Origin of the sequence: Corynebacterium sp. HMSC068G04 (genome assembly GCF_001814885.1) — a bacterium.
Lineage (GTDB): Bacteria > Actinomycetota > Actinomycetes > Mycobacteriales > Mycobacteriaceae > Corynebacterium > Corynebacterium hiratae.
The window spans coordinates 23,042-43,133 of record NZ_KV818294.1; the positions used below are offsets into that span (position 1 = coordinate 23,042).

Consider the following 20,092-nt stretch of genomic DNA (forward strand, 5'->3'; position numbering starts at 1 on the left):
GGCGTTTTCAGGAGTACTCAGCTAGTGAGTGCTTAGTGCCCGACGTGTGCTTCCTCGCGCATGCGCTTAACCATGTGCGGGTAGTGCAGCTCGAAGGCCGGGCGCTCAGAACGGATGCGCGGCAGGGACACGAAGTTGTGGCGCGGCGGCGGGCAGGAGGTAGCCCACTCGAGGGAGTTGCCGTAGCCCCACGGATCGTCCACAGTGACGATCTCGCCGTAGCGCCAGGACTTGAAGACGTTCCATACCAGCGGAATAACCGAGGCGCCGAGAACGAAGGAGAAGATGGTGGAAATCTGGTTGAAGACCGTGAAGCCATCAGACTCCAGGTAGTCGGCGTAACGACGCGGCATACCCATGTTGCCCACCCAGTGCTGAACCAGGAAGGTGCCGTGGAAGCCGATGAAGGTCAGCCAGAAGTGGATCTTGCCCAGACGCTCATCCAACATGCGGCCGGTCATCTTCGGGAACCAGAAGTACAGACCACCGAAGGCGGAGAAGACCACGGTACCGAACAGGGTGTAGTGGAAGTGAGCGATAAGGAAGTAGGACTCTGCGAGGTGGAAGTCCAGCGCCGGGGAGGCCAGCATAATACCGGTCATACCACCGAAGAGGAAGGTGGTCAGGAAGCCCATGGCGAAGATCATCGGGGTATCCCAGGTGATGTGACCCTTCCACATGGTGCCGACCCAGTTGAAGAACTTCACGCCGGTCGGAACCGCAATCAGGAAGGTCATAAAGGAGAAGAACGGCAGCAGGATGGCGCCAGTCACGAACATGTGGTGTGCCCACACAGCCATGGACAGCGCACCAATGGCCAGCAGAGCGAAGACGAGGCCGATGTAGCCGAAGACTGGCTTACGGGAGAAGACCGGGACAATCTCAGAGATAATGCCGAAGAACGGCAGTGCGAGGACGTAGACCTCCGGGTGGCCGAAGAACCAGAAGAGGTGCTGCCACAGGATGGCGCCGCCGTTGGCAGAGTCATAGATGTGGCCGCCCAGCTTGCGGTCATACAGAACACCCAGAGCCGCAGCAGTCAGCAGCGGGAAGATCATCAGCACGATGATGGAAGCGGTAAAGATAGCCCAGGTGAAAACCGGCAGACGGAACATGGTCATGCCCGGCGCACGCAGGGTGAGAATCGTGGTGATCATGTTGATGGCGGAAGCAATGGTACCGACACCGGTAGCGCCCACACCAACGATCCACATGTCCGCGCCGATGCCCGGGGTGTGGACGGAATCAGCCAGCGGCATGTACATGGTCCAGCCGAAGTCAGCAGCGCCGCCCGGGGTCAAGAAGCCCGCGAGCATAACAATGCCGCCGGTCAGGGTAATCCAGAAGCCGAAGGCGTTCAGACGCGGGAAGGCCACGTCCGGTGCGCCAATCTGCAGGGGCATAACGTAGTTACCGAATGCCCACACCACTGGTGTAGCAAACAGCAGCAGCATGACAGTGCCGTGCATGGTGAACAGCTGGTTGAACTGCTCGTTGGACAGGAACTGCAGTCCTGGGGTGAAAAGCTCAGCGCGAAGCAGCAGAGCCATGAATCCACCGAGGAAGAAGAAGCTGAAGGACATGATCATGTACATGATGCCCAGCTGCTTGTGGTCGGTGGTGGTTAGCATCATCCAAGCCTTGGAACCGGTCTTTGCGTTACCAGTCGGCTCTGGACGTGTAGGCGCGACGTAATCGTCGAGCCGTGGCGCCACAGCGGTCATAAAATCCTCCTGAAGAACAAGTGCTTAACCACATCGGCATCACGCGTTTTCTCGCGCCACACGCTCAGTGGTCAAACACCTAGGTTTACTCGCATTATATTAGGCCACCTCAGGGCCGAATTTCCAGCGCTCTGTTATTTTCCGCCAACCTTGCTAACCCCGTTTGGAGCAGATAACGCCATGTACGTGGCCAACTGCCCACACTACGCCCTAGCATACGGTGATCTAGAACACAGCAACGCGGGGGTGTCGTCCCCCAAAACCCGAAAACGCACCCCCTGAAAGAATCAACCTTTCGGATGATCCCTGCCAGAAGGTGCGGTACGGCGACAGGTAAATGCGAGGAACTAGCTAGAAGTCCCAGTCATCATCGGTCGTTTCCTCCGCCTTACCAATGACATAGGAGGAGCCGGAGCCGGAGAAGAAGTCGTGGTTCTCGTCCGCGTTCGGGGACAGCGAGGACAGGATGGCCGGAGACACGCGGGTCTCATCAGCCGGGAACAGCCCCTCGAAGCCGAGGTTATTCAGTGCCTTGTTGGCGTTGTAGCGCAGGAAGCGCTTCACATCCTCGGTCCAGCCCAGCTCGTCATACAGATCCTCTGTGTAGTCGATCTCGTTCTCATAGAGGTCGTAGAGCAGGTCGAAGGCGTAGCCCTTCATCTCTTCCTGCTCCGGCCCCGACAGCTTCTTGTACCCCTGCTGGAACTTGTAGCCGATGTAATAGCCGTGGACGGCCTCATCACGGATGATCAGGCGAATGATATCAGCGGTGTTCGTCAGCTTCGCGCGCGAAGAGAAGTGCATTGGCAGGAAGAAACCAGAGTAGAAGAGGAAGGACTCCAACAGCGTGGAAGCGACCTTCTTCTTCAGCGGATTGTCACCCTGGTAGTAGGACATAACAATCTTGGCCTTGCGCTGCAGGTTCTCATTTTCCTCAGACCAGCGGAAAGCATCGTTGATCATCGGGGTCGACGCCAGTGTCATGAAGATATTGGAGTAGGACTTCGCGTGCACCGACTCCATGAAGGCGATGTTGGTGTAGACGGCCTCTTCGTGGGGCGTGACGGCGTCGGGAAGCAGCGATACCGCACCCACGGTGCCCTGGATAGTGTCAAGCAACGTCAGGCCAGCGAAGACGCGCATGGTGGTCTCCTGCTCCTTCTCCGTGAGCGTCTTCCAGCTCTGGATGTCGTTGGACACCGGGACCTTCTCTGGGAGCCAGAAGTTGCCGGTTAGACGATCCCACACCTCAAGATCCTTCTCATCTGGAATGGTGTTCCAGTTGATTGCCTTCACCGGAGCCTCGTGGCTGGCGATGTAATCGTCGTACTCGTGAGACACGCGCGTCACCTCGTCTTACTAGTTTTTATAAGTCTGGTGCCATCGTACCCGGTAAAACTAGGGGCCAAAATTCCTGCATGTTTTATACTTAAGCCATACTCCCACGACCCCGATTTCGATGGAATGACTGAACCCTCCGCTCCCCTACTCAGCACTGTTTTGGACGCGCTGGGCACTGACATCGTCAGTGGCGCCCTCCCCGCCGGTGAACGTTTTACGCTCAACGACCTCTGCGAGCGCTTCGGTATTTCCCGAACCGTGGCGCGCGAAGCCATGCGCGCACTGGAGCAACTAGGAATGGTCTCTTCCTCGCGCCGCGTCGGCATTACAGTGCTCCCCATCAGCGAATGGGCGGTCTACGATCCCGCTATCATTTCGTGGCGCCTGGGCTCAGAGAAAGCGCGCGATAGCCAGCGCACCTCCCTTAATGATCTGCGCCTCGCCATCGAGCCTGTCGCCGCGGGCTTAGCCGCACAGCATGCCTCCCCTGAAGATAAGGAAGAGATTCTGGAGTTGGCCCAGCGTCTCCAGGTCACACCCACGCGGCGCGTCGGCGAGCACCTCGCCACAGATCTACGATTCCACGCCATGGTCCTCCACGCCTCAGGCAATGAGATGTTCTCAGCGCTGAGCCCCTATCTGCTGTCCATGGTGCGCGGGCGTTCACTCTATGGTTCCCGCAAGCGAAACCCGACGGCCGGTACCGCCCAGCTCCACCTCGATTTGGCGGAAGCCATCGTCCGAGGCGACTCACCTGGGGCAGAAAAAATCGCACGCGCCATCTTGCTTGAGGCGCGTGCGAATAAGGATTAGAGCATGCAGGAAACGCAGCCCTCAACCTCGGTTCCCTCCAGAGCCATCTGGCGCAGGCGGATGTAGTAGAGGGTCTTAATACCCTTGCGCCACGCGTAAATCTGGGCGCGGTTGATATCGCGGGTAGTGGCGGTGTCCTTGAAGAACAGCGTCAGCGACAGACCTTGATCAACGTACTTCGTAGCCTCGGCGTAGGTGTCGATGATCTTCTCGTAGCCGATCTCGTAGGAGTCCTTGAAGTACTCCAGGTTGTCGTTGTCCATGTGCGGCGCCGGATAGTAGACGCGGCCGATCTTGCCTTCCTTACGAATCTCGATCTTGGACGCGATCGGGTGGATCGAGGAGGTCGAGTTATTGATATAGGAAATCGAGCCCGTCGGCGGCACCGCCTGCAGGTTGCGGTTGTAAATGCCATGCTTGGCGACGTCCGCCTTCAGCTCCGCCCACTCCTCTACCGACGGGGTGTGGATGGACGACTTAGCGAAGAGTTCCTTGACCTTCTCCGTGCGGGGAGCAAAGTCGGCCGGATCGTAGCGGTCGAAGAATTCGCCGCTCGCGTATTCAGATTCCGGGAACTCCGTGAAGTACTCGCCGCGTTCACGCGCCAGCTTGTTAGATGCGCGCAGCGCGGCATACATGATGGCCGCAAAGTAGGCGTTGGTGAAATCGAGGCCTTCCTCCGAGCCGTACTCGATGTGCTCGCGACCGAGATAGCCGTGCAGGTTCATCTGCCCCAGGCCAATGGCGTGGGAATCATCGTTGCCCTTGCGCACGGAAGGCACGGAGTTGATGGAGGTCTTGTCGGCCACGGCGGTCAAACCGCGGATGGCCGTTTCCACCGTGAGGGCGAAATCCGGGGAATCCATGGTCGCGGCGATGTTGAGGGATCCAAGGTTGCAGGAAATGTCGCTGCCCAAGGTCTTGTAGGTGAGGTCCTCGTTGAGCTCCGACGGGGAGTTCACCTGCAGAATCTCCGAGCAGAGGTTCGACATGTTGATGCGCCCAGTCTTGACCGGGTTGGCACGGTTCACGGTGTCCTCGAACATGATGTACGGGTATCCGGACTCGAACTGTAGCTCCGCGACGGTCTGGAAGAAGTGGCGAGCGTTGATCTTCTTCTTGCGAATACGCGGATCCTCGACCATCTCTTCGTAGTGCTCAGTGACGGAAATATCGCCGAAGGCCTTACCGTAGACGCGCTCAACATCGTACGGGCTGAACAGGTACATGTCGTCGTTGTTCTTTGCCAACTCGAATGTAATATCCGGGATCACGATGCCGAGCGAGAGAGTCTTGATACGGATCTTCTCATCCGCGTTCTCACGCTTGGTGTCGAGGAAGTTCATGATGTCTGGGTGATGCGCGTTGAGGTAGACCGCACCAGCTCCCTGGCGAGCGCCCAGCTGGTTGGCGTAGGAAAAGGAATCCTCGAGCAGCTTCATTACGGGGATGACGCCGGAAGACTGGTTCTCGATGTGCTTGATGGGTGCACCAGACTCGCGGATATTGGACAGCAGCAGAGCGACGCCGCCACCGCGCTTGGACAACTGCAGAGCAGAGTTAATGGAGCGGCCGATCGACTCCATATTGTCCTCGATGCGCAACAGGAAACAAGACACTAGCTCGCCGCGCTGTGCCTTGCCGGCGTTGAGGAACGTCGGGGTGGCCGGCTGGAAGCGGCCGGTCATGATCTCATCGACGAGGCGCTCTGCCAGCTTCGTGTCTCCGTCAGCCAGGAACAAGGCAGTCATAGATACACGGTCCTCGAAGCGCTCGAGGTAGCGGCGACCGTCGAAGGTCTTCAACGTGTAGGAGGTGTAGTACTTGTAGGCACCCAGGAAGGTCTTAAAGCGGAACTTAAAGGCGTAGGCGCGCTTAAACAGGGACTTGATGAACTCAAAGTCATACTGCTCGATCAGTCCCGGCTCGTAGTACTTGTTTTCTACCAGGTAGCGCATCTTTTCTTCCAAGTCATGGAAGTAGACTGTGTTCTGGTTGACGTGCTGGAGGAAGAACTGGTTCGCGGCCTCGCGGTCCTTGTCGAACTGAATCTTGCCATTCTCGTCATACAGGTTCAGCAGGGCGTTGAGCGCATGGTAGTCCAGCTGCTCTTCCGGCTTCACAGGTTCAGCGACGGTCTTACCCAGTTGCGTGGTCACGACGTTCACGGGCCTTTCTTTGCTATGGCGAAATGGAGAGATGGGTTGGTAGGAATTAAAGCCTTAGGCGGCTAAACCTAAAGCGGCCGCGTTGGCCAAGAGGCCTTCACGGCAAATTGTGACATCTTCCTCGGTTCCGAGAAGTTCGAAGCGGTACACATAAGGAACCTTACACTTGGCTGCGATGACCTCGCCGGCCTTGCCAAAGTCACTGCCGAAGTTGCTGTTACCTCCAGCGACGACAGCACGAATGAAACCGCGGTTGTGTTCGTCATTCAGGAAACGAATAACTTGCTTGGGGACAGGCCGCGTGTTCCGCCCACTCATCGATGCCCCTCCCCCATACGTCGGACAAATCAAGACGTAGGGTTCATTCACAGTGATGGGCTCATCGCTGAGACGCAGCGGGATGCGGACGCTGGGAAGGCCGAGCTTCTCGACGAAGCGGTGGGTGTTTTCCGTAGCGGAAGAGAAATACACGACCAACATGGTTTTGTCCTAGGCGCTCGCCGCCATCGCAGAGAGTGCCTTGATGCGGTCAGGACGGAAGCCGGACCAGTGCTCACCGTGCGCCTCAACGACCGGCGCTTGGACGTACCCCAGAGCCATCACGTAGTCGCGGGCATCATCATCAAGGGAGATATCCACCGTCTCGTATTTGAGGCCAGCACGGTCGAGGGCCTTCTTGGTGGCGTTGCACTGGACACAAGCTGGCTTGGTGTAGAGGGTGATGCTCATGTGACGTTCCTTTAGCTTCCTTCGGCACTACACGCGGAGTGACTGTTGAATTCGATACGAGCAGAGCGTTTAGCGGCTCTGCATGCGAGCTCTGAGCGGTGATGTAGGGCCGCCGCCCGAGCAACATCAACGACACTATACTTTGTGCCCACAACCCGCAACCAACACAATATGTAGTAGTTACATGGCTGGTATTCCCAGGATGTAACTCGGCCCGACCCCACATGTTGACACCCCGCCACAACCCCCACCGCCACGGCGGTAACTACACGGGTGATATTCCCTGCACGTTTACCAAACGTTCACTCAGTTTGTGACAAAGTCCACAAATGGGAGCAGGCCACCCCGCGACGCCTCCCCCGATCCCAGCCGGCGAAGGGAGGCATAAAAAAATCCGCCGCCCCCACAACGCGGGGACGGCGGACCAAGGACACTTGTTTCTTAGCCCTGGCGAGCCTTGAAGCGCGGATCCTTCTTGTTGATCACGAAGACCTTACCGTGGCGGCGAATAACCTGGGCGCCCGGCTTCTTCTTCAGCGACCGAAGCGACTTGCGAACCTTCATCGGGCGCTCCTTTCGTTATGCGCAATCTTGATGCGATTGATTAGTTCAAAGCACAGCTGGGCAAACACCCAGCAATGACACGAGGAAAAATATTACCCCACGAGCGCCTCATTACCAAAACACTCACGTCATCGAGAAGTAGCCACGCCAACTTTTCCTCGAACCAACCTCGCAGACCCTCGGACCACCGCCGCGCGTGATGGCTACCATGGTCGCTATGACACAAGCATCCAGGGAGCTTCAGGAAGAGATCATCGCTGCGCTAGGGGCGAAACCCTCCATTGATCCGGCAGAGGAGGTTGAACGCCGCGTCGACTTCCTCGCCACGTATCTACGCAACACCGGCGCTCAGGGCTTTGTCCTCGGCATTTCCGGTGGTCAGGATTCTACCCTTGCCGGTCGCTTGGCCCAGCTGGCCGTCGAGCGTGTCGATGGCGCTCACTTTTGGGCCGTACGTCTTCCCCATGGCACGCAAGCGGACGAGGACGATGCGCAAGTAGCGCTCGATTTCATCCAGCCCGATTACCGGCTCACCATCAACATCGCGGACGCCACAGCGGCTCTCGACGGCGCCGTTGCGTCCGCACTCAACACGGAGCATTTGGACGATTTCAACCGTGGAAATCTCAAGGCACGCCTGCGCATGTCCGCCCAATATGCGGTGGCTGGTGAGGTCGGCGCACTCGTTATCGGAAGCGACCATGCCGCCGAAAACGTCACGGCTTTCTTTACCAAGTGGGGCGACGGCGCCGCTGACGTCATCCCGCTCGCCGGACTCAACAAGCGTCAGGGCGCTCAACTTCTCGAGCACCTCGGGGCACCCGAGTCCACGTGGAAGAAGGTTCCTACCGCCGACTTGGAGGATGACCGCCCACAGCTATCTGATGAGGAAGCACTCGGCGTGACCTATGCCCATATCGACGACTACCTCGAGGGCAAGGCCGTGCCTGACGACGCCCGCGAGCGCATCGAAAGCCTCTGGCGCCGCGGCGCCCATAAGCGCGCCATGCCGCCAGGACCCACTAGTGCCTAACGCCTCACAAGGAAGACTATCCGCCCAACGCTTCGAGCGTGGCACGTGCGGCCCGCTCGAGCGGTACATAATACGCGGGACCATGCGTCATCGAATGAACCGCCAGCGGGTGTAGTTGATGCACCGGCACCCACTGGTGATACTCCTCCCCCACCCCATAACCACGCAGTATCTCGCCATAGTACGGCGTGCCAAATAGCTCCAGCATGGCCAAATCCGTCCACGGGTGTCCGCCGTGTGCGGCTGGGTCGATCATCACGGCCGACGAGGCAGTAAACAATACGTTTCCTGCCCACAGGTCGCCATGAATTCGCGCCGGTTTCACGTCCCACTCAACGGCTTTTATAGCCTCGCATGCTTGTCGAACTATCCCCTGTAGCTCTTGAGGCAGTCCTCCTATAAAAGGCGACACCCGCTGCTCGGCGTAGAACTCGCCCCAGGATTCGCATGGTTCGCAGCGTTGTTCCACGCGTCCAATGAAATTCGCGCCCTCCCAGCCCGCCGGCGGCGCGCCGAAAGCGGGCGCTCCTGCTTCATGGACCGTACGGAGCGCAGCACCAAAAGCGCGGGCAGCGAGGGCACTCGGTCGCGACTGCTCAACCCGCCGAGTGCTAATAGATGTGGGGGTGACTTCGGCGACGTCCACGACGACGTCGCCATGCGCCTGCGCCAGCCATCTCAACCCAGCAGCCTCGGCACCAGCTTGATCAGGACGGGACACGGTCTTGGTGAAAACATCCATGTTCCCAGCATAGGAAAAGGCCGGCTCCATAACAGAGACGGCCACTGGTGGAGCTAACGGGATTCCATCGGTTTCTAAATATTACCCCTTGCCTAGCTGGCATTATGCCTATTTAACCTGCATTTATTTTAGGTAATTTCTAACATCATTATATGACACAAAACGGCGCTAGAGTTCCCCGAAGGTTCCCCAATATGCAGAACGAAAACGAAAAGAAAAAGGCCCGAAGTATAAGCCCCATCGTTCGTGGGGGCGAATTGAGCAACGCGGAAAAAATAGGTGGCGTGCCAGTTTCAAACACCAAGGCATTTTGCACAGAGCACCGATCACCTTTAAAGAAAAGAAGGACGCCGAAAGTTGGTTGAACCGCAATAAGGCAGACATCGATAAGGCAGAGGCATCGGGGATTAAATGGATCTCCCCCGCTGAAAAAGAGAAGCTAGAGCTGACAAACAGCACAACCGTGGAACAGCTAATAGACCTTTGGCTAAACGAGAGCGACAGCATTACAAAAGAGAGCACTAGGCAATTCCATCGCCGCCGGATGACAGCCTTCTCCTTGAACTCAACGGAATACCTTCTAGGCATAGTTCAATCCTTCCTTAGCTGAGGAACTAAACCCAGGACGCTTCACACACTCGATTAAGCTGCCCTTGATCAAATAGGCGTTTCACCAGGTCTTCAAGCGTGGACTTCCGCTTGGATTGAATCGTCAATGAACTCGCGGATGCCGTGCACCTGTCCCCTTCCACTTGTATCCGACGAGTCCATGCACTGGAGAACGCTGGAATTATTCGGGGTTACGTTGCCCTGTTTGTTCCCACAAAGGTCGGCAAAGGATTTACCGCCTATGCCAGAGTTTGGCTCACCAGCCAGGACCTTGAGACTGTTGAGCGATTCATTCAAGAGAGTCAGCCACTTCCAGAAGCCGTGGAATGCCACCTCATGGCTGGTGAATGCGATGTCATGCTGCGAATAGTGGCGGCCGATCTCACCGCTTATCGTCAATTTCAGATCGACCATCTCACCCGCATCGATTGCGTCCACAACGCGAAAACTGAGGTGCACATGGAACAGGTAAAATTAACGTCAGAATTATCTGTTTGAATTTGATACTTGGTGGCTCCACGTTGGGATCATCAACGGTGCTCCAGACTCTGGGTCAGCGATGATCTTAGAATCCACACCAAATACGGTGCGCACGAGCTCTTCAGTAATAACGGTTGCAGGATCGCCGGTGGCTACAACTTCGCCGTCTTTCATGGCGATGATGTGATCGGCGTAGCGCGCTGCCTGGTTCAAGTCATGCAATACGGCGACCAGTGTGTAGTCCCGTTTCCGGTTGAGCATGCGGCAAAGTTCCAGCAACTCAATCTGGTAGCTGACGTCTAAGAATGTGGTAGGTTCATCGAGAAGCAAGATTGGCGTCTGCTGCGCCAACGCCACCGCCATCCAGACGCGTTGGCGTTGACCGCCCGAGAGTTCATCGACAAGCCTGCCTGAAAGCTCCCTAATTCCGGTTGCCTCCATGGCCTCTTTCACCGCCTGCTCATCCTCGGGCGACCAAGGCTTGAACAAACTCTGGTGCGGGTAGCGTCCTCGTGAGACCAGATCGATGACGCGAATGCCGTCCGGGGCAACCGGGCCTTGCGGCAGAAGACCCACTTCACGCGCTACTTCTTTGGTGGGCTTTTTGTGCAAAGACTGCCCGTCTAAAAGAATCTTCCCCTCTTGCGGCGCAATCAAACGGGTCAAGCTCTTGAGCAAAGTGGACTTGCCGCAGGCATTGGGGCCAACGATGACCGTGAACTGGCCATCTGGAATCTGAAGATCCACGCCTGGGCAGATAACTTTGTCGCCGTATCCAAGCTGGGCGTTTTCTACTAGAAGTCGTGTCATTTGCGTCGGCCTTCTCTCATGAGCAACCACAGGAAGTACACGCCACCGATGGATACGGTGACAATACCTACTGGGAGCGGGGATTCAGGGTCAATTCTTTGGGCAACCGTATCGGCGAGTATTAACAGGAAAGACCCCACGGCTGCGGTGGGGGCCAGCGCCAGGCCATCAACGTGTACCAGGCGACGGGCAATCTGGGGCGAGGCCAGCGCGATGAAGGAAATCGGCCCGGCGGTGGCAGTTGCCAGCGCCGTTAATCCGATGCCGGCAACAACTGCCAATAGTTGCACCCTGCGGACGTTTTGCCCCAGCGCAACCGCGAAAGGAATACCAATCTGCATCAAACGCATCGGGCGCGCCAGCAGTGCTGCCATCAGGATGAACACGGCAGAACCACAAAATGCCAGCAGCAGCGAATTCCAGGAGGTGCCGGAGAGATTTCCCGCGCCCCACAAACTCGCCATGATGGCATCTTCCACCGTGGCAGTGAGCAAAATCCACACGTTGACCGAGGCCAGCATGGCGCTGACAGCAATGCCAACGATGATAAGACGCACGCCACCAGCGAATCCGCGCTTGGAGGCAAGGAAGAACACCACCATCGCGGTAGCGATACCTCCAGTGAGAGCCCCCAACAACGTAGCGGTGGTGCCACCGCCGAGAATCAACATGACGATGAGCGCGCCAGTGTAGGAACCGGTCTGAAAACCAATCACATCCGGTGAGCCCAATGGATTCGCGGTGAGGTTTTGAAAGATAGCTCCACTCATGGCCAGTGTTGCGCCCAGCAGGATTGCCAGAAGCGTGCGCGGTGCGCGCCATTCCACCACAATCATGTTGGTGTAGGAATCACCGTTGCCGGTCAACGCCTGGAACGCTTCACCAACGGTGATGGATGCAGAACCATCAACCAAGGAGTACACCGCAATCAGCGCAGTCGCCAATAAGAGTCCACCTGTGACGACAGCTGTGCGCACCCCGATAAGCATCACCGGGCGTTCTTTGGGACCGATGCGGAAAATCTTTCGCCCGAATTCAAGCTCTTGCTTCGTATCCGGATTCGTTGTGTGAACCATCGCGCTTAAACCTCCGGAATGCGGTACTTACGCACCATGTAAATCAACAGCGGTGCGCCAACGAATGCAGTTACTACTCCCACGGGCACTTCCCCAGCAGTAATCACGCGACCTATAACATCACTCACGCCCAAAACCGCTGGGGCCAAGACGATTGAATAGGCCATAATCCACCCTTGATGTGGGCCCACGATCATGCGGGATAGATGTGGTGCCAACAGCCCAATAAATCCGATGGGCCCCGCCGCCGCAGTAGCGCCACCGGCTAGCAGTGCAATTGCTACCAATACCACCAGCCTGGTTCTTTGCGGGTGCGCGCCCATAGCAACCGATGCCGCTTCACCCAGTGAAAGCACATCCAATGCGCGAGTGCTGGCCAGCGCAATAAGCAAGCCTACCAAGATAAATGGGGTGATGGACAAGGTGGCATCGAGAGGCTGCGATGCTGTGGTGCCCGCTGACCAGCCACGCATGCGTTCCAAAACTTCTGAATTGGTCAGCAACACCGCGGATGCAAAACCGCCCAGCACCGCCCCCAATGCCACACCGGACAAGGTCATGCGCACCGGACTGCCACGCAATGGACCACTGTTGCCAATGGCGAAGACCACCGCCGAGGTCACAATCGCACCAGCAAAAGACCACCACATGTACTGGGAGATATCTGTAACCCCAAAAAATGCCAGGCCAACAACCACCATGAGAGAAGCACCCGCATTAACGCCCAAAATCCCCGGGTCCGTCATTGGGTTTCTGGTCACAGCCTGCATCAAACCACCCGCGACCCCCAACGCACTACCGGCAACCAACACCAGGAAAGTACGTGGAACGCGAGACTGCCAGACCACCTGCGATACCGGATCCGCCGGATCCGGGTTAATCAGATAATGAAAAACATCCGACGGTGGAATGCTGCGTGAGCCCACCATCATGCTCAACACCAGCGCACCGGCACATAAGACCGCAATGATAATGAAACCAATGAGCCGGTTGGCCGGAGCAACTGGCCTTTCCACAGCCTTCGGGGCTGTGGAGGTGGTGGAACTTGCTGGCATAAAAGACTAGCTCACCTTGTCGTAGGTCTCTACCTTGTCTGCAAGATCCTGCAGCCAATCGGCATAGTTACGGCTGGTCAACGCACCCTTGGAAGACCACGTGGATACCTGGTCTGCCTGGACAGCTGGAAGGTTGTCCCACAGCTCCGCAGTAAATGGCGCCTCTGGGTCATAGTTTTCTACCAAGATGACATCAGCAGGGTAGGTCGAAGCATCTTCCCACGCCACTCGACCCCACGGGTTTCCTTCCGCTGGTGTGTCTGGGCCTGCGATGTTTGCGCCAAGTTCTTCCAGCATGTCCGCCTGCGGGAAGCCCACGCCGGTATAGAGCATTTCCTTGGTTGGGCTGGTCAGCAGGAAGTTGTAATCCTTGCCGTCTACTGCTGCGGTGAACGCTTCCTTGGCCGCTGCGAAGTCTCCATCTGCCGCCACGATGTTGTCAGCTTCTACGTCTGCGCCGAAGAACTCTGCAATCTCGCGGGTATCCGCAATCCTTTGATCAATAGAGCCTTCCGATGGCAGCGGCACGAAAGGCGCAACGCGCTGCAACTGAGCGTTGACGTCTTCATCGAACCAAGACCAACCCTTCGCGTTACCGTTGCCGATGATGGCATCCGGGCGCAGTTCAGCCAGCTTTTCCAGATCGATCTCAGCATCTTGGCCGATGGTCTCAATACCTTCGATGTCAGCATCACCCATCAACGCTGGGTTGTCACACTCAAAACCAAACAACGCATCCGGCTCAATGCCGTACTCGTGCAGAGAGCTATAGGCGTAGCAGTCCATAACGATGGTTTCTGGCTGGTTTTCGAAGTCGATGTTTAGCCCCTCAATACTGGGGTGGGACAGAGTCAGCTGCTCACCGTCGCCAGTCGCTGCATCTTCCCCCGAGGCTTCTTCCCCCGAGGTGGAGCACGCCGCAAGAACGAGGGCTGCAGCAGCACTTAAAGCCATCAATGCCGTCTTTTTCACTTGTTATTTCCTTTGCTGGGAACAGGGATCAATTAACCATGGCAAATATACACCACTTGAGTAGGGTTGCCTAACTTTCAATAGGTAGGACTATTCATTGTAAGGATTGATATACCAAAGATATAGACTCGACACTAGACGGTCAACCATTTACACCTGGCATCGCTTAGCGCAGTTCAATCCCCTTTAACATTTGGAAGAGATTTCGAAAATGGCTGAGACACCAAGCGTCAGCGTTAATCTAAAAGCGCTGGCTGAAGAACTGCTAAATAAGGCGGCTGGGACAGAAAGCGGGCGTGCAACCCACGTGTTCCGCGCAGTGCCTGGTGGTTCCCTTTTACAGGTCTTGCTTGTCCTGAAAGACGGCAAGGAATTGTCTAAGCACGAGAACCCTGGCGAGGCACTCTTGCACGTATTGAGCGGAAAAGTTCGGCTTACCGCAGACGACGATTCACTAGAGTTGAGCGCCGATGAGCATGCTGTGGTGCCTCAGTAGCGTCATGGACTGCTCTCCTTGGAAGACTCAGCAATCCTGCCGACCGTAGTGCGCAATCGCGCCTAGATAGCGTTCCAGCTTCCTAACGCTCTGGCTTCGTTGCCACGATTGCCACGGCGTTGAGGTGCTCGCTGTGCGTGTTGAAGGTTTTTCGCATCTGCAGCACCCGCTTGCGGGCATCGGAGTTATTCCGAAGGTTCTTCACAAAGCACAGCGTGCCTAAGAATCCTTCATCGGAAAGAATTCGACGCGGCTGCAGCAAAGCCATCGGCGCGGTCTCAACCTTGGCGGCTTTAAAAAGCCATTAGCCTCAAACACTGCCGTCCATTCGCCCAAGGTCAGCGGACACGCGTTCACCCTAATTGCGCGCGCAAGGCTTTGACGGATTTCATCCTTCACCCCATCTGCTAGTTCTTCAGGAACTAGCCCCAGTTCGTGAATGGCGTACCGCCCACCCGGACGTAGGATGCGCGCAGCCTCTGCAACGATTGCATTCTTAGCCTTCTCACCCTGCATGGTGAGCATCGCTTCCCAATCACAAGGTCAGCCGACTCATCGGCCAGTCCAGTTTCAGCGGCGTCGGCCTCAATTAGCTTTGCACGCAGGCCAAAGACGCGGCGCACTGCAGCCACAGCATCCGGATCACTATCCGCACCTGTATAACTCGAAGGCGTGAGCTCAAGAATCCTACCCGGCGTGCGCCCAAGACTAGGCGCTGGTTCAACTACATCAACGTTCGGAATTCCGGATAGTTCGAGCAATTCATCTGTTAGTCTGCGCCCACCGAGGCAAAGGACTCACTTTCCCAATTTGGCCAAAAGCCAGTGGCCTTGCATGGATTCATCCGCACGTGATGTGCCGATCATTTGTTCACTCATGAGGACCTGATTGCCCTCCCCAATGAATCAGTCCGGTTTTACCAGTTCGTCGACCACGTCCCCGGCACTCAACCTTGGATTTCACCTGGCTTTAAACACAGTCATAACTAGACGTCAACAAAGAATTCCCCAGACAAAAATAAAACCTTCTGACCAGTGGAAAGAGGGTATAAAGTGGAGCTAACGGGATTCGAACCCGTGACCCCCACACTGCCAGTGTGGTGCGCTACCAACTGCGCCATAGCCCCAAAGCTGTATTGAATTATGAAGTGGAGCTAACGGGATTCGAACCCGTGACCCCCACACTGCCAGTGTGGTGCGCTACCAACTGCGCCATAGCCCCTCATACGAGGTACAACCTTCACGATTGCAACTCGTATCAATATATCCGCTCCCCATTCACTCACCAAATCGCGAGTTGGGGCGCGTTATTTTCTCAATGGCTACTTGTCTAGGACGAGGCCAACCCACTCCATGATGGACGTGTTCTCGTCTTCTGGAATGTCCTTGCCGTCCTTGATGATGCGCGGCGAGGACACGCTTCCGGTTTCGCTCTCCAGCTTTTCGTAGTTCGAGGTCACCAGTGGGTTTCCTTCACCAACCGGGGCTTCTTCAATGGCCTTTACCGTGGCATCATCTGCGCCCAGTTCCTTCGCGGCAGCAGCGAAGTCTTCCATCTCCCACTTGTTGTACACCTTGGACTGATTCTCCATGAGGTACTTACGCAGGTTCCAGTAGAGCTTGGCATCACCGGTCTTTGCTACCTGCTCCATCGCAGCTGCCGCCTTGGAGGAGTGGCCCGTGTTGGACTTGATGCTCTCCAAGCCGTTCGGGCTGCCGTCAAGGAAGTTGAGGGTGCGCACGTGCACGACGAGCTCGCCCGCATCAATCGCATCCTTCATCTGCTCGTCGGTTTCCTTCGCCAGGTCACCACAGTGCGGGCAGGAGTAGTCCTCGTACAGGTCTACTTCGGTTGCGTCCTTTGCTGCATCCGCGGACTTGAGGGTTACCGCATTGTCCGCGTAGGAAATCTCCATGGAGACGCCCTCGGCGGCGTAGTCCCCCAGCGCATCGGTCTGTGCACCTCGCCCTTGGTAGACGATGTATCCGATGACCACGGCAATAATAACCAGCAGAACAGCGAGGCCCCAGACGAATCCACTATTGCCTTTGGAGTTGGGGTCTTTGACTGTACTCATTAAACAACCTTGCCTTTATGACTTAAGTTCGAACAGATGAAAGCCTACACACCACTGTTAAGGGTGCAATGCAAACTTGGTGAAAGGACGCTTGATCGTCCACACCATTAAGACAGAATAGAAGACATCTCGCAGAAGTGTCATCATGTAATTCATCACTTGCGCGTCTTCATCAGGGCTCACGGAGAAGCAACCGCAATCAATTCCGAGTCCCCGCGCCCACGCCTGCGCGATGCCGATCATGAACAGCACCAGAACTATCTGCCCAACCCACGCCGATGGTCGCAAAAACAGCCCCAGCAAAAGCAGCAGGCCGCCACAGATCTCCAGCGGGCCAATCAGGTAGGACAAGTAGTGCGACCACTCAGGGGTAAAGATTTCATATGCCTTGATGCTTTGCGACACCGCGAGCTGATCCGTCAGCTTCGACGCCCCCGCCTTGATCCACACATAGGCCATATAGAATCGCGCGAATGCACTAATGATGTCGAGCACGAGTGGTGCGCTGATTTTGGTTTTGGTCACGGAGTTAGCCTAACAATCTACGGGTGAAGGGCATAGCGGCGGTAGGGGCGCCGGATGGTCCAGACAGTGAGGGCGAGGAAGAAAGCGTCGCGAAGCAGCGTCAGTGCGTAGTTCATGCCCTGACTTACGTCGGCAGGGTCGTAGCCAAAACACCCGCAATCAATGACGAGCCCCCGCGCCCACGCCTGCGCGATGCCCACCATGAACAGCACCACAACCATCGCAGCGACTGCCGACGCCTCCCGCAAGAACAGCCCCAACAACAGCAGCACCCCACCCATGAGTTCTAGGGGCCCGATGAGGTAGGCCAAGTATCCGGACCACTCCGGGGTAAAGATGCCATAGGCCTCGATGGCCTGGGTCATCTCCATCCGGGCATCCAGTTTCTGTATGCCGGCGATAATCCACACGGCAGCCATTCCATAGCGTGCAAGCGCGCTGATGAGGTCAGGCACCGATATGGATCGTAAACCATTAGCCTAGACCTCCGAGAACCTGTGACACCAGCGCCTGCGCTTCTTCCTGCACCTGCCTGAGGTGTTCTTCGCCACGGAAGCTCTCAGCATAAATCTTGTACTTATCCTCCGTGCCGGACGGGCGCGCGGCAAACCACGCGTTCTCCGTCGTCACCTTGAGGCCCCCGATCGCCGCGCCGTTGCCCGGTGCCTCGGTGAGCTTGGCGACGATCTCCTCGCCCGCCAGCTCCGTAGCCGTCACCTGCTCCGGGGAGAGCTTCTTCAGGATGGCCTTCTGCTCGCGGGTAGCCGGGGCGTCGGTGCGCGCATAGGCCGGCGCACCATATTCCTCCGCCAGCTCCGCGTAGCGCTGCGACGGGGTCTTGCCCGTCACCGCCAGGATCTCCGCGGCCAGCAAGTCCAAGATGATGCCGTCCTTGTCGGTGGACCACACCGTACCGTCGAAGCGCAGGAAGGAAGCACCGGCGGATTCTTCGCCGCCGAAGCCGAGGGAGCCGTCGACAAGCCCCGGCACAAACCACTTGAAGCCCACCGGCACCTCCACGAGCTCCCGGCCCAGGCTGGCCACGACGCGGTCGATCATGGAAGAGGACACCAAGGTCTTACCCACGCCCGCATTTCCCCACTGGGGGCGGTGGCTAAACAGGTACTCGATGGCCACAGCCAGGTAGTGGTTCGGGTTCATCAGCCCAGCGTCCGGCGTAACAATGCCGTGGCGGTCCGCGTCGGCGTCGTTGCCCGTGGCCAGGTCGTACTTGGAACGGTTATCCACCAACGAAGCCATGGCGTCCGGGGAGGAGCAGTCCATGCGGATCTTGCCGTCGGTATCCAGCGTCATGAAGCGGAAGGTGCCGTCGACGTCGGGGTTCACCACGGTCATGTTCAGCTCGTAGTGCTCAGCGATGGCCGCCCAGTAGTCCACCGAGGCGCCGCCCATCGGGTCCGCGCCGATGCGCACGCCGGCGTCCTTGATAGCCGCCATGTCCACGACGTTGGCCAAATCGGACACATAAGAGTCGAGGTAATTGTGCTTGACGCAGCGCGCATCGAGCACGCCGTCAACCGGTACGCGCTTCACCCCGTCGAGCCCGGCGCGCAGGTAGTCGTTGGCTTTTGCTGCAATCCAGTCGGTGGCATCGGTATCCGCCGGACCGCCCGTTGGCGGGTTGTACTTGAATCCACCATCGCGCGGCGGGTTGTGGGAGGGGGTAATCACGATGCCGTCGGTGCCCGGGTTGGTCAGGATGGCATGCGAAACAGCTGGCGTTGGGGTGTAGCGCCCGCGGTCATCCACCCGAACCTCCAGTTCATTGGCTAGGAGGACCTCGAGGGCGGAGACCATGGCGGGTTCGGACAGGGCGTGGGTATCACGACCGATGAAGATGGCGCCCGTGGTGCCCTGCTCGGCGCGGTAGTCCACGATGGCCTGGGTGATGGCCAGGATGTGGGCCTCATTGAAGGCGGTGTCCAAGGCGGAGCCGCGGTGCCCAGAGGTGCCGAAGGAAACCTGCTGGTCAGGGTTATCGGCGTCGGGGGTGCGGGTGTAGTACGCGGTGACCAACTCCGCGATATCGATGAGATCCGAAGGCTGGGCTAGTTGGCCGGCGCGCTCGTGTGCCATGGTGGTTTCCTCCTTGGAGACGTGGATACACCTTAAGCTTGCCTGCTTCACGACGTTTTCGCATCCCAACTAGGATGGTGCCTATGCCACAGATCCTTCTTGTGGGCTGCGGGACCGCGCTCGGGGCGCTGGCCCGCTTTGGCCTTTCTTCGCTTCTCGGGGGCGGCGCGCTGCCGCTGTTGCTCATCAACGTTGTTGGCAGCGCTGTGATGGGCTATGCCAAGCCGCCCGCGTTCTGGGGCACGGGTTTCTTGGGTGGGTTCACCAGCTTTGCCGCGTTTGCGTATCTCACTTCAGGTTTCGGGCCGGCGCAGGCGGGGGCCTACGTGCTGGCGACGGTCGTCGGCTGCACCGGGGCCTACCTCATAGGTGACCGCCTGCAGGATCGGAGGCATGCATGATCCTCTCCATCCTGGCCGTACTCGCCGGCGGTTTTGTGGGCGGTTGCGGGCGCTACCTGTTAACCCGCATCCTGCCCTCCCCCACGTGTACCTTCGCCGCCAACCTCATCGGCTCCGCGGTGGCCGGCGTGGCCTATGGCTACGCCACGCACGCGCACACCCCCGAGTTCTTCCTCCCCTTGCTCGCGGCCGGCGTGGCGGGCGGGCTATCGACATGGTCCACGTTGGCCAAAGAGCTCGGTGACATGATTAAGGCCAAGCGCTGGTGGCGCTTGGCGCGGTATCTCTTCTGGACGGTGGGCCTGGGCATCGTCCTGGCGTGGCGCGGGGCGTGGGTCGGCTCGCTTTTGGCCTAGCCTTCTCACCGCACTCCGCGCCCA

At 57.7% G+C, this 20,092-nt stretch carries 21 protein-coding genes, 2 tRNA genes and 1 pseudogene; 6 read left to right on the forward strand and 18 right to left on the reverse strand.

The window, feature by feature from the left end:
- Positions 1-32 precede the first annotated feature (32 nt).
- Complete coding sequence (gene ctaD / locus HMPREF2993_RS01875; RefSeq protein WP_070509772.1) at positions 33-1,724, reverse strand: aa3-type cytochrome oxidase subunit I; 1,692 nt, start codon at positions 1,722-1,724, stop codon at positions 33-35.
- A 351-nt stretch (positions 1,725-2,075) separates the two neighbouring features.
- Complete coding sequence (nrdF, locus tag HMPREF2993_RS01880) at positions 2,076-3,065, reverse strand: class 1b ribonucleoside-diphosphate reductase subunit beta (protein ID WP_046647383.1); 990 nt, start codon at positions 3,063-3,065, stop codon at positions 2,076-2,078.
- Between the two features lie 123 nt (positions 3,066-3,188).
- Here nrdF and HMPREF2993_RS01885 point away from each other — a divergent pair, with 123 nt between their 5' ends.
- Positions 3,189-3,878, forward strand: coding sequence for a FadR/GntR family transcriptional regulator (locus tag HMPREF2993_RS01885; RefSeq protein ID WP_070700736.1), 690 nt, complete (start codon positions 3,189-3,191; stop codon positions 3,876-3,878).
- On the opposite strand, the gene nrdE is transcribed toward HMPREF2993_RS01885, so the two are convergent.
- From nrdE to ykgO, 4 genes are all read right to left on the reverse strand, one after another.
- Positions 3,875-6,037 carry a class 1b ribonucleoside-diphosphate reductase subunit alpha gene (nrdE, locus tag HMPREF2993_RS01890; RefSeq protein WP_049155858.1) on the reverse strand — a complete coding sequence of 721 codons (2,163 nt, stop codon included), beginning with the start codon at positions 6,035-6,037 and terminating at the stop codon, positions 3,875-3,877. The two genes, HMPREF2993_RS01885 and nrdE, sit on opposite strands and share 4 nt — an antisense overlap.
- A gap of 63 nt (positions 6,038-6,100) precedes the next feature.
- Entirely contained in the window at positions 6,101-6,526 is a 426-nt protein-coding gene (gene nrdI, locus HMPREF2993_RS01895; protein WP_070680979.1) for a class Ib ribonucleoside-diphosphate reductase assembly flavoprotein NrdI, read from the reverse strand.
- A 9-nt stretch (positions 6,527-6,535) separates the two neighbouring features.
- Entirely contained in the window at positions 6,536-6,775 is a 240-nt protein-coding gene (nrdH, locus tag HMPREF2993_RS01900) for a glutaredoxin-like protein NrdH (protein WP_046647387.1), read from the reverse strand.
- 441 nt (positions 6,776-7,216) lie between these two features.
- Entirely contained in the window at positions 7,217-7,339 is a 123-nt protein-coding gene (gene ykgO / locus HMPREF2993_RS01905; protein WP_003847162.1) for a type B 50S ribosomal protein L36, read from the reverse strand.
- Positions 7,340-7,556: 217 nt separating this feature from the next.
- Here ykgO and nadE point away from each other — a divergent pair, with 217 nt between their 5' ends.
- On the forward strand, positions 7,557-8,372 hold the full coding sequence (gene nadE / locus HMPREF2993_RS01910) for an ammonia-dependent NAD(+) synthetase (protein WP_369799707.1): 816 nt from the start codon (positions 7,557-7,559) through the stop codon (positions 8,370-8,372).
- Between the two features lie 16 nt (positions 8,373-8,388).
- Here the strand turns inward: nadE and HMPREF2993_RS01915 are convergent, their stop codons facing one another.
- Positions 8,389-9,114 (reverse strand): fructosamine kinase family protein, encoded by a 726-nt coding sequence (locus tag HMPREF2993_RS01915; protein WP_175973587.1) that lies wholly within the window; start codon positions 9,112-9,114, stop codon positions 8,389-8,391.
- A 732-nt stretch (positions 9,115-9,846) separates the two neighbouring features.
- Between HMPREF2993_RS01915 and HMPREF2993_RS14000 the strand changes: the two genes are divergently transcribed.
- Entirely contained in the window at positions 9,847-10,221 is a 375-nt protein-coding gene (locus HMPREF2993_RS14000; RefSeq protein WP_198525906.1) for an Lrp/AsnC ligand binding domain-containing protein, read from the forward strand.
- Here HMPREF2993_RS14000 and HMPREF2993_RS01930 read toward each other — a convergent pair.
- The 4 genes from HMPREF2993_RS01930 to HMPREF2993_RS01945 are packed head-to-tail and all read right to left on the reverse strand — an operon-like array spanning position 10,210 to position 14,116.
- Positions 10,210-11,013 (reverse strand): ABC transporter ATP-binding protein, encoded by an 804-nt coding sequence (locus HMPREF2993_RS01930; protein ID WP_046647391.1) that lies wholly within the window; start codon positions 11,011-11,013, stop codon positions 10,210-10,212. The two genes, HMPREF2993_RS14000 and HMPREF2993_RS01930, sit on opposite strands and share 12 nt — an antisense overlap.
- Complete coding sequence (locus HMPREF2993_RS01935; RefSeq protein WP_046647392.1) at positions 11,010-12,089, reverse strand: FecCD family ABC transporter permease; 1,080 nt, start codon at positions 12,087-12,089, stop codon at positions 11,010-11,012. The genes HMPREF2993_RS01930 and HMPREF2993_RS01935 overlap by 4 nt, the downstream gene beginning before the upstream one ends.
- 5 nt (positions 12,090-12,094) lie before the next feature.
- Positions 12,095-13,144 carry a FecCD family ABC transporter permease gene (locus HMPREF2993_RS01940; protein ID WP_083306493.1) on the reverse strand — a complete coding sequence of 350 codons (1,050 nt, stop codon included), beginning with the start codon at positions 13,142-13,144 and terminating at the stop codon, positions 12,095-12,097.
- A 6-nt stretch (positions 13,145-13,150) separates the two neighbouring features.
- Positions 13,151-14,116, reverse strand: a complete 966-nt coding sequence (locus tag HMPREF2993_RS01945; RefSeq protein WP_046647393.1) for an ABC transporter substrate-binding protein — start codon at positions 14,114-14,116, stop codon at positions 13,151-13,153.
- A gap of 211 nt (positions 14,117-14,327) precedes the next feature.
- Here HMPREF2993_RS01945 and HMPREF2993_RS01950 point away from each other — a divergent pair, with 211 nt between their 5' ends.
- Positions 14,328-14,612: a cupin domain-containing protein gene (locus HMPREF2993_RS01950; protein WP_046647394.1), complete on the forward strand. Its 285-nt coding sequence runs from the start codon at positions 14,328-14,330 to the stop codon at positions 14,610-14,612.
- Between the two features lie 82 nt (positions 14,613-14,694).
- On the opposite strand, the pseudogene HMPREF2993_RS01955 reads toward HMPREF2993_RS01950, so the two are convergent.
- From HMPREF2993_RS01955 to pgm, 7 genes and pseudogenes are all read right to left on the reverse strand, one after another.
- A pseudogene (locus tag HMPREF2993_RS01955) lies at positions 14,695-15,490 on the reverse strand (methyltransferase domain-containing protein).
- A 175-nt stretch (positions 15,491-15,665) separates the two neighbouring features.
- Positions 15,666-15,738: transfer RNA gene (locus HMPREF2993_RS01960), tRNA-Ala, on the reverse strand.
- Positions 15,739-15,760: 22 nt separating this feature from the next.
- A tRNA-Ala gene (locus tag HMPREF2993_RS01965) sits at positions 15,761-15,833 on the reverse strand.
- 100 nt (positions 15,834-15,933) lie between these two features.
- Positions 15,934-16,689: a DsbA family protein gene (locus HMPREF2993_RS01970; protein ID WP_070700739.1), complete on the reverse strand. Its 756-nt coding sequence runs from the start codon at positions 16,687-16,689 to the stop codon at positions 15,934-15,936.
- A 57-nt stretch (positions 16,690-16,746) separates the two neighbouring features.
- Positions 16,747-17,214, reverse strand: a complete 468-nt coding sequence (locus tag HMPREF2993_RS01975; RefSeq protein ID WP_070516121.1) for a MauE/DoxX family redox-associated membrane protein — start codon at positions 17,212-17,214, stop codon at positions 16,747-16,749.
- Between the two features lie 17 nt (positions 17,215-17,231).
- Positions 17,232-17,669, reverse strand: a complete 438-nt coding sequence (locus HMPREF2993_RS01980) for a MauE/DoxX family redox-associated membrane protein (protein ID WP_141758242.1) — start codon at positions 17,667-17,669, stop codon at positions 17,232-17,234.
- A gap of 19 nt (positions 17,670-17,688) precedes the next feature.
- Complete coding sequence (pgm, locus tag HMPREF2993_RS01985) at positions 17,689-19,311, reverse strand: phosphoglucomutase (alpha-D-glucose-1,6-bisphosphate-dependent) (protein WP_070700741.1); 1,623 nt, start codon at positions 19,309-19,311, stop codon at positions 17,689-17,691.
- Between the two features lie 83 nt (positions 19,312-19,394).
- On the opposite strand from pgm, the gene HMPREF2993_RS01990 reads away from it, so the two are divergent.
- Positions 19,395-19,712: a fluoride efflux transporter family protein gene (locus tag HMPREF2993_RS01990; protein WP_049157652.1), complete on the forward strand. Its 318-nt coding sequence runs from the start codon at positions 19,395-19,397 to the stop codon at positions 19,710-19,712.
- Positions 19,709-20,068 (forward strand): fluoride efflux transporter FluC, encoded by a 360-nt coding sequence (locus tag HMPREF2993_RS01995; protein WP_049157650.1) that lies wholly within the window; start codon positions 19,709-19,711, stop codon positions 20,066-20,068. Before HMPREF2993_RS01990 ends, HMPREF2993_RS01995 begins: the two co-directional genes overlap by 4 nt.
- Positions 20,069-20,092 lie beyond the last annotated feature (24 nt).

Excerpts from the sequence above, each read along its gene's own strand:
- ctaD (WP_070509772.1), bottom strand. The coding sequence starts at position 1,724 with ATGACCGCTGTGGCGCCACGGCTCGACGATTACGTCGCGCCTACACGT.
- HMPREF2993_RS01885 (WP_070700736.1), top strand. The coding sequence starts at position 3,189 with ATGACTGAACCCTCCGCTCCCCTACTCAGCACTGTTTTGGACGCGCTG.
- nrdI (WP_070680979.1), bottom strand. The coding sequence starts at position 6,526 with ATGTTGGTCGTGTATTTCTCTTCCGCTACGGAAAACACCCACCGCTTC.
- nrdH (WP_046647387.1), bottom strand. The coding sequence starts at position 6,775 with ATGAGCATCACCCTCTACACCAAGCCAGCTTGTGTCCAGTGCAACGCC.
- ykgO (WP_003847162.1), bottom strand. The coding sequence starts at position 7,339 with ATGAAGGTTCGCAAGTCGCTTCGGTCGCTGAAGAAGAAGCCGGGCGCC.
- nadE (WP_369799707.1), top strand. The coding sequence starts at position 7,557 with ATGACACAAGCATCCAGGGAGCTTCAGGAAGAGATCATCGCTGCGCTA.
- HMPREF2993_RS01915 (WP_175973587.1), bottom strand. The coding sequence starts at position 9,114 with ATGGATGTTTTCACCAAGACCGTGTCCCGTCCTGATCAAGCTGGTGCC.
- HMPREF2993_RS01930 (WP_046647391.1), bottom strand. The coding sequence starts at position 11,013 with ATGACACGACTTCTAGTAGAAAACGCCCAGCTTGGATACGGCGACAAA.
- HMPREF2993_RS01935 (WP_046647392.1), bottom strand. The coding sequence starts at position 12,089 with ATGGTTCACACAACGAATCCGGATACGAAGCAAGAGCTTGAATTCGGG.
- HMPREF2993_RS01940 (WP_083306493.1), bottom strand. The coding sequence starts at position 13,144 with ATGCCAGCAAGTTCCACCACCTCCACAGCCCCGAAGGCTGTGGAAAGG.
- HMPREF2993_RS01950 (WP_046647394.1), top strand. The coding sequence starts at position 14,328 with ATGGCTGAGACACCAAGCGTCAGCGTTAATCTAAAAGCGCTGGCTGAA.
- HMPREF2993_RS01970 (WP_070700739.1), bottom strand. The coding sequence starts at position 16,689 with ATGAGTACAGTCAAAGACCCCAACTCCAAAGGCAATAGTGGATTCGTC.
- pgm (WP_070700741.1), bottom strand. The coding sequence starts at position 19,311 with ATGGCACACGAGCGCGCCGGCCAACTAGCCCAGCCTTCGGATCTCATC.
- HMPREF2993_RS01990 (WP_049157652.1), top strand. The coding sequence starts at position 19,395 with ATGCCACAGATCCTTCTTGTGGGCTGCGGGACCGCGCTCGGGGCGCTG.
- HMPREF2993_RS01995 (WP_049157650.1), top strand. The coding sequence starts at position 19,709 with ATGATCCTCTCCATCCTGGCCGTACTCGCCGGCGGTTTTGTGGGCGGT.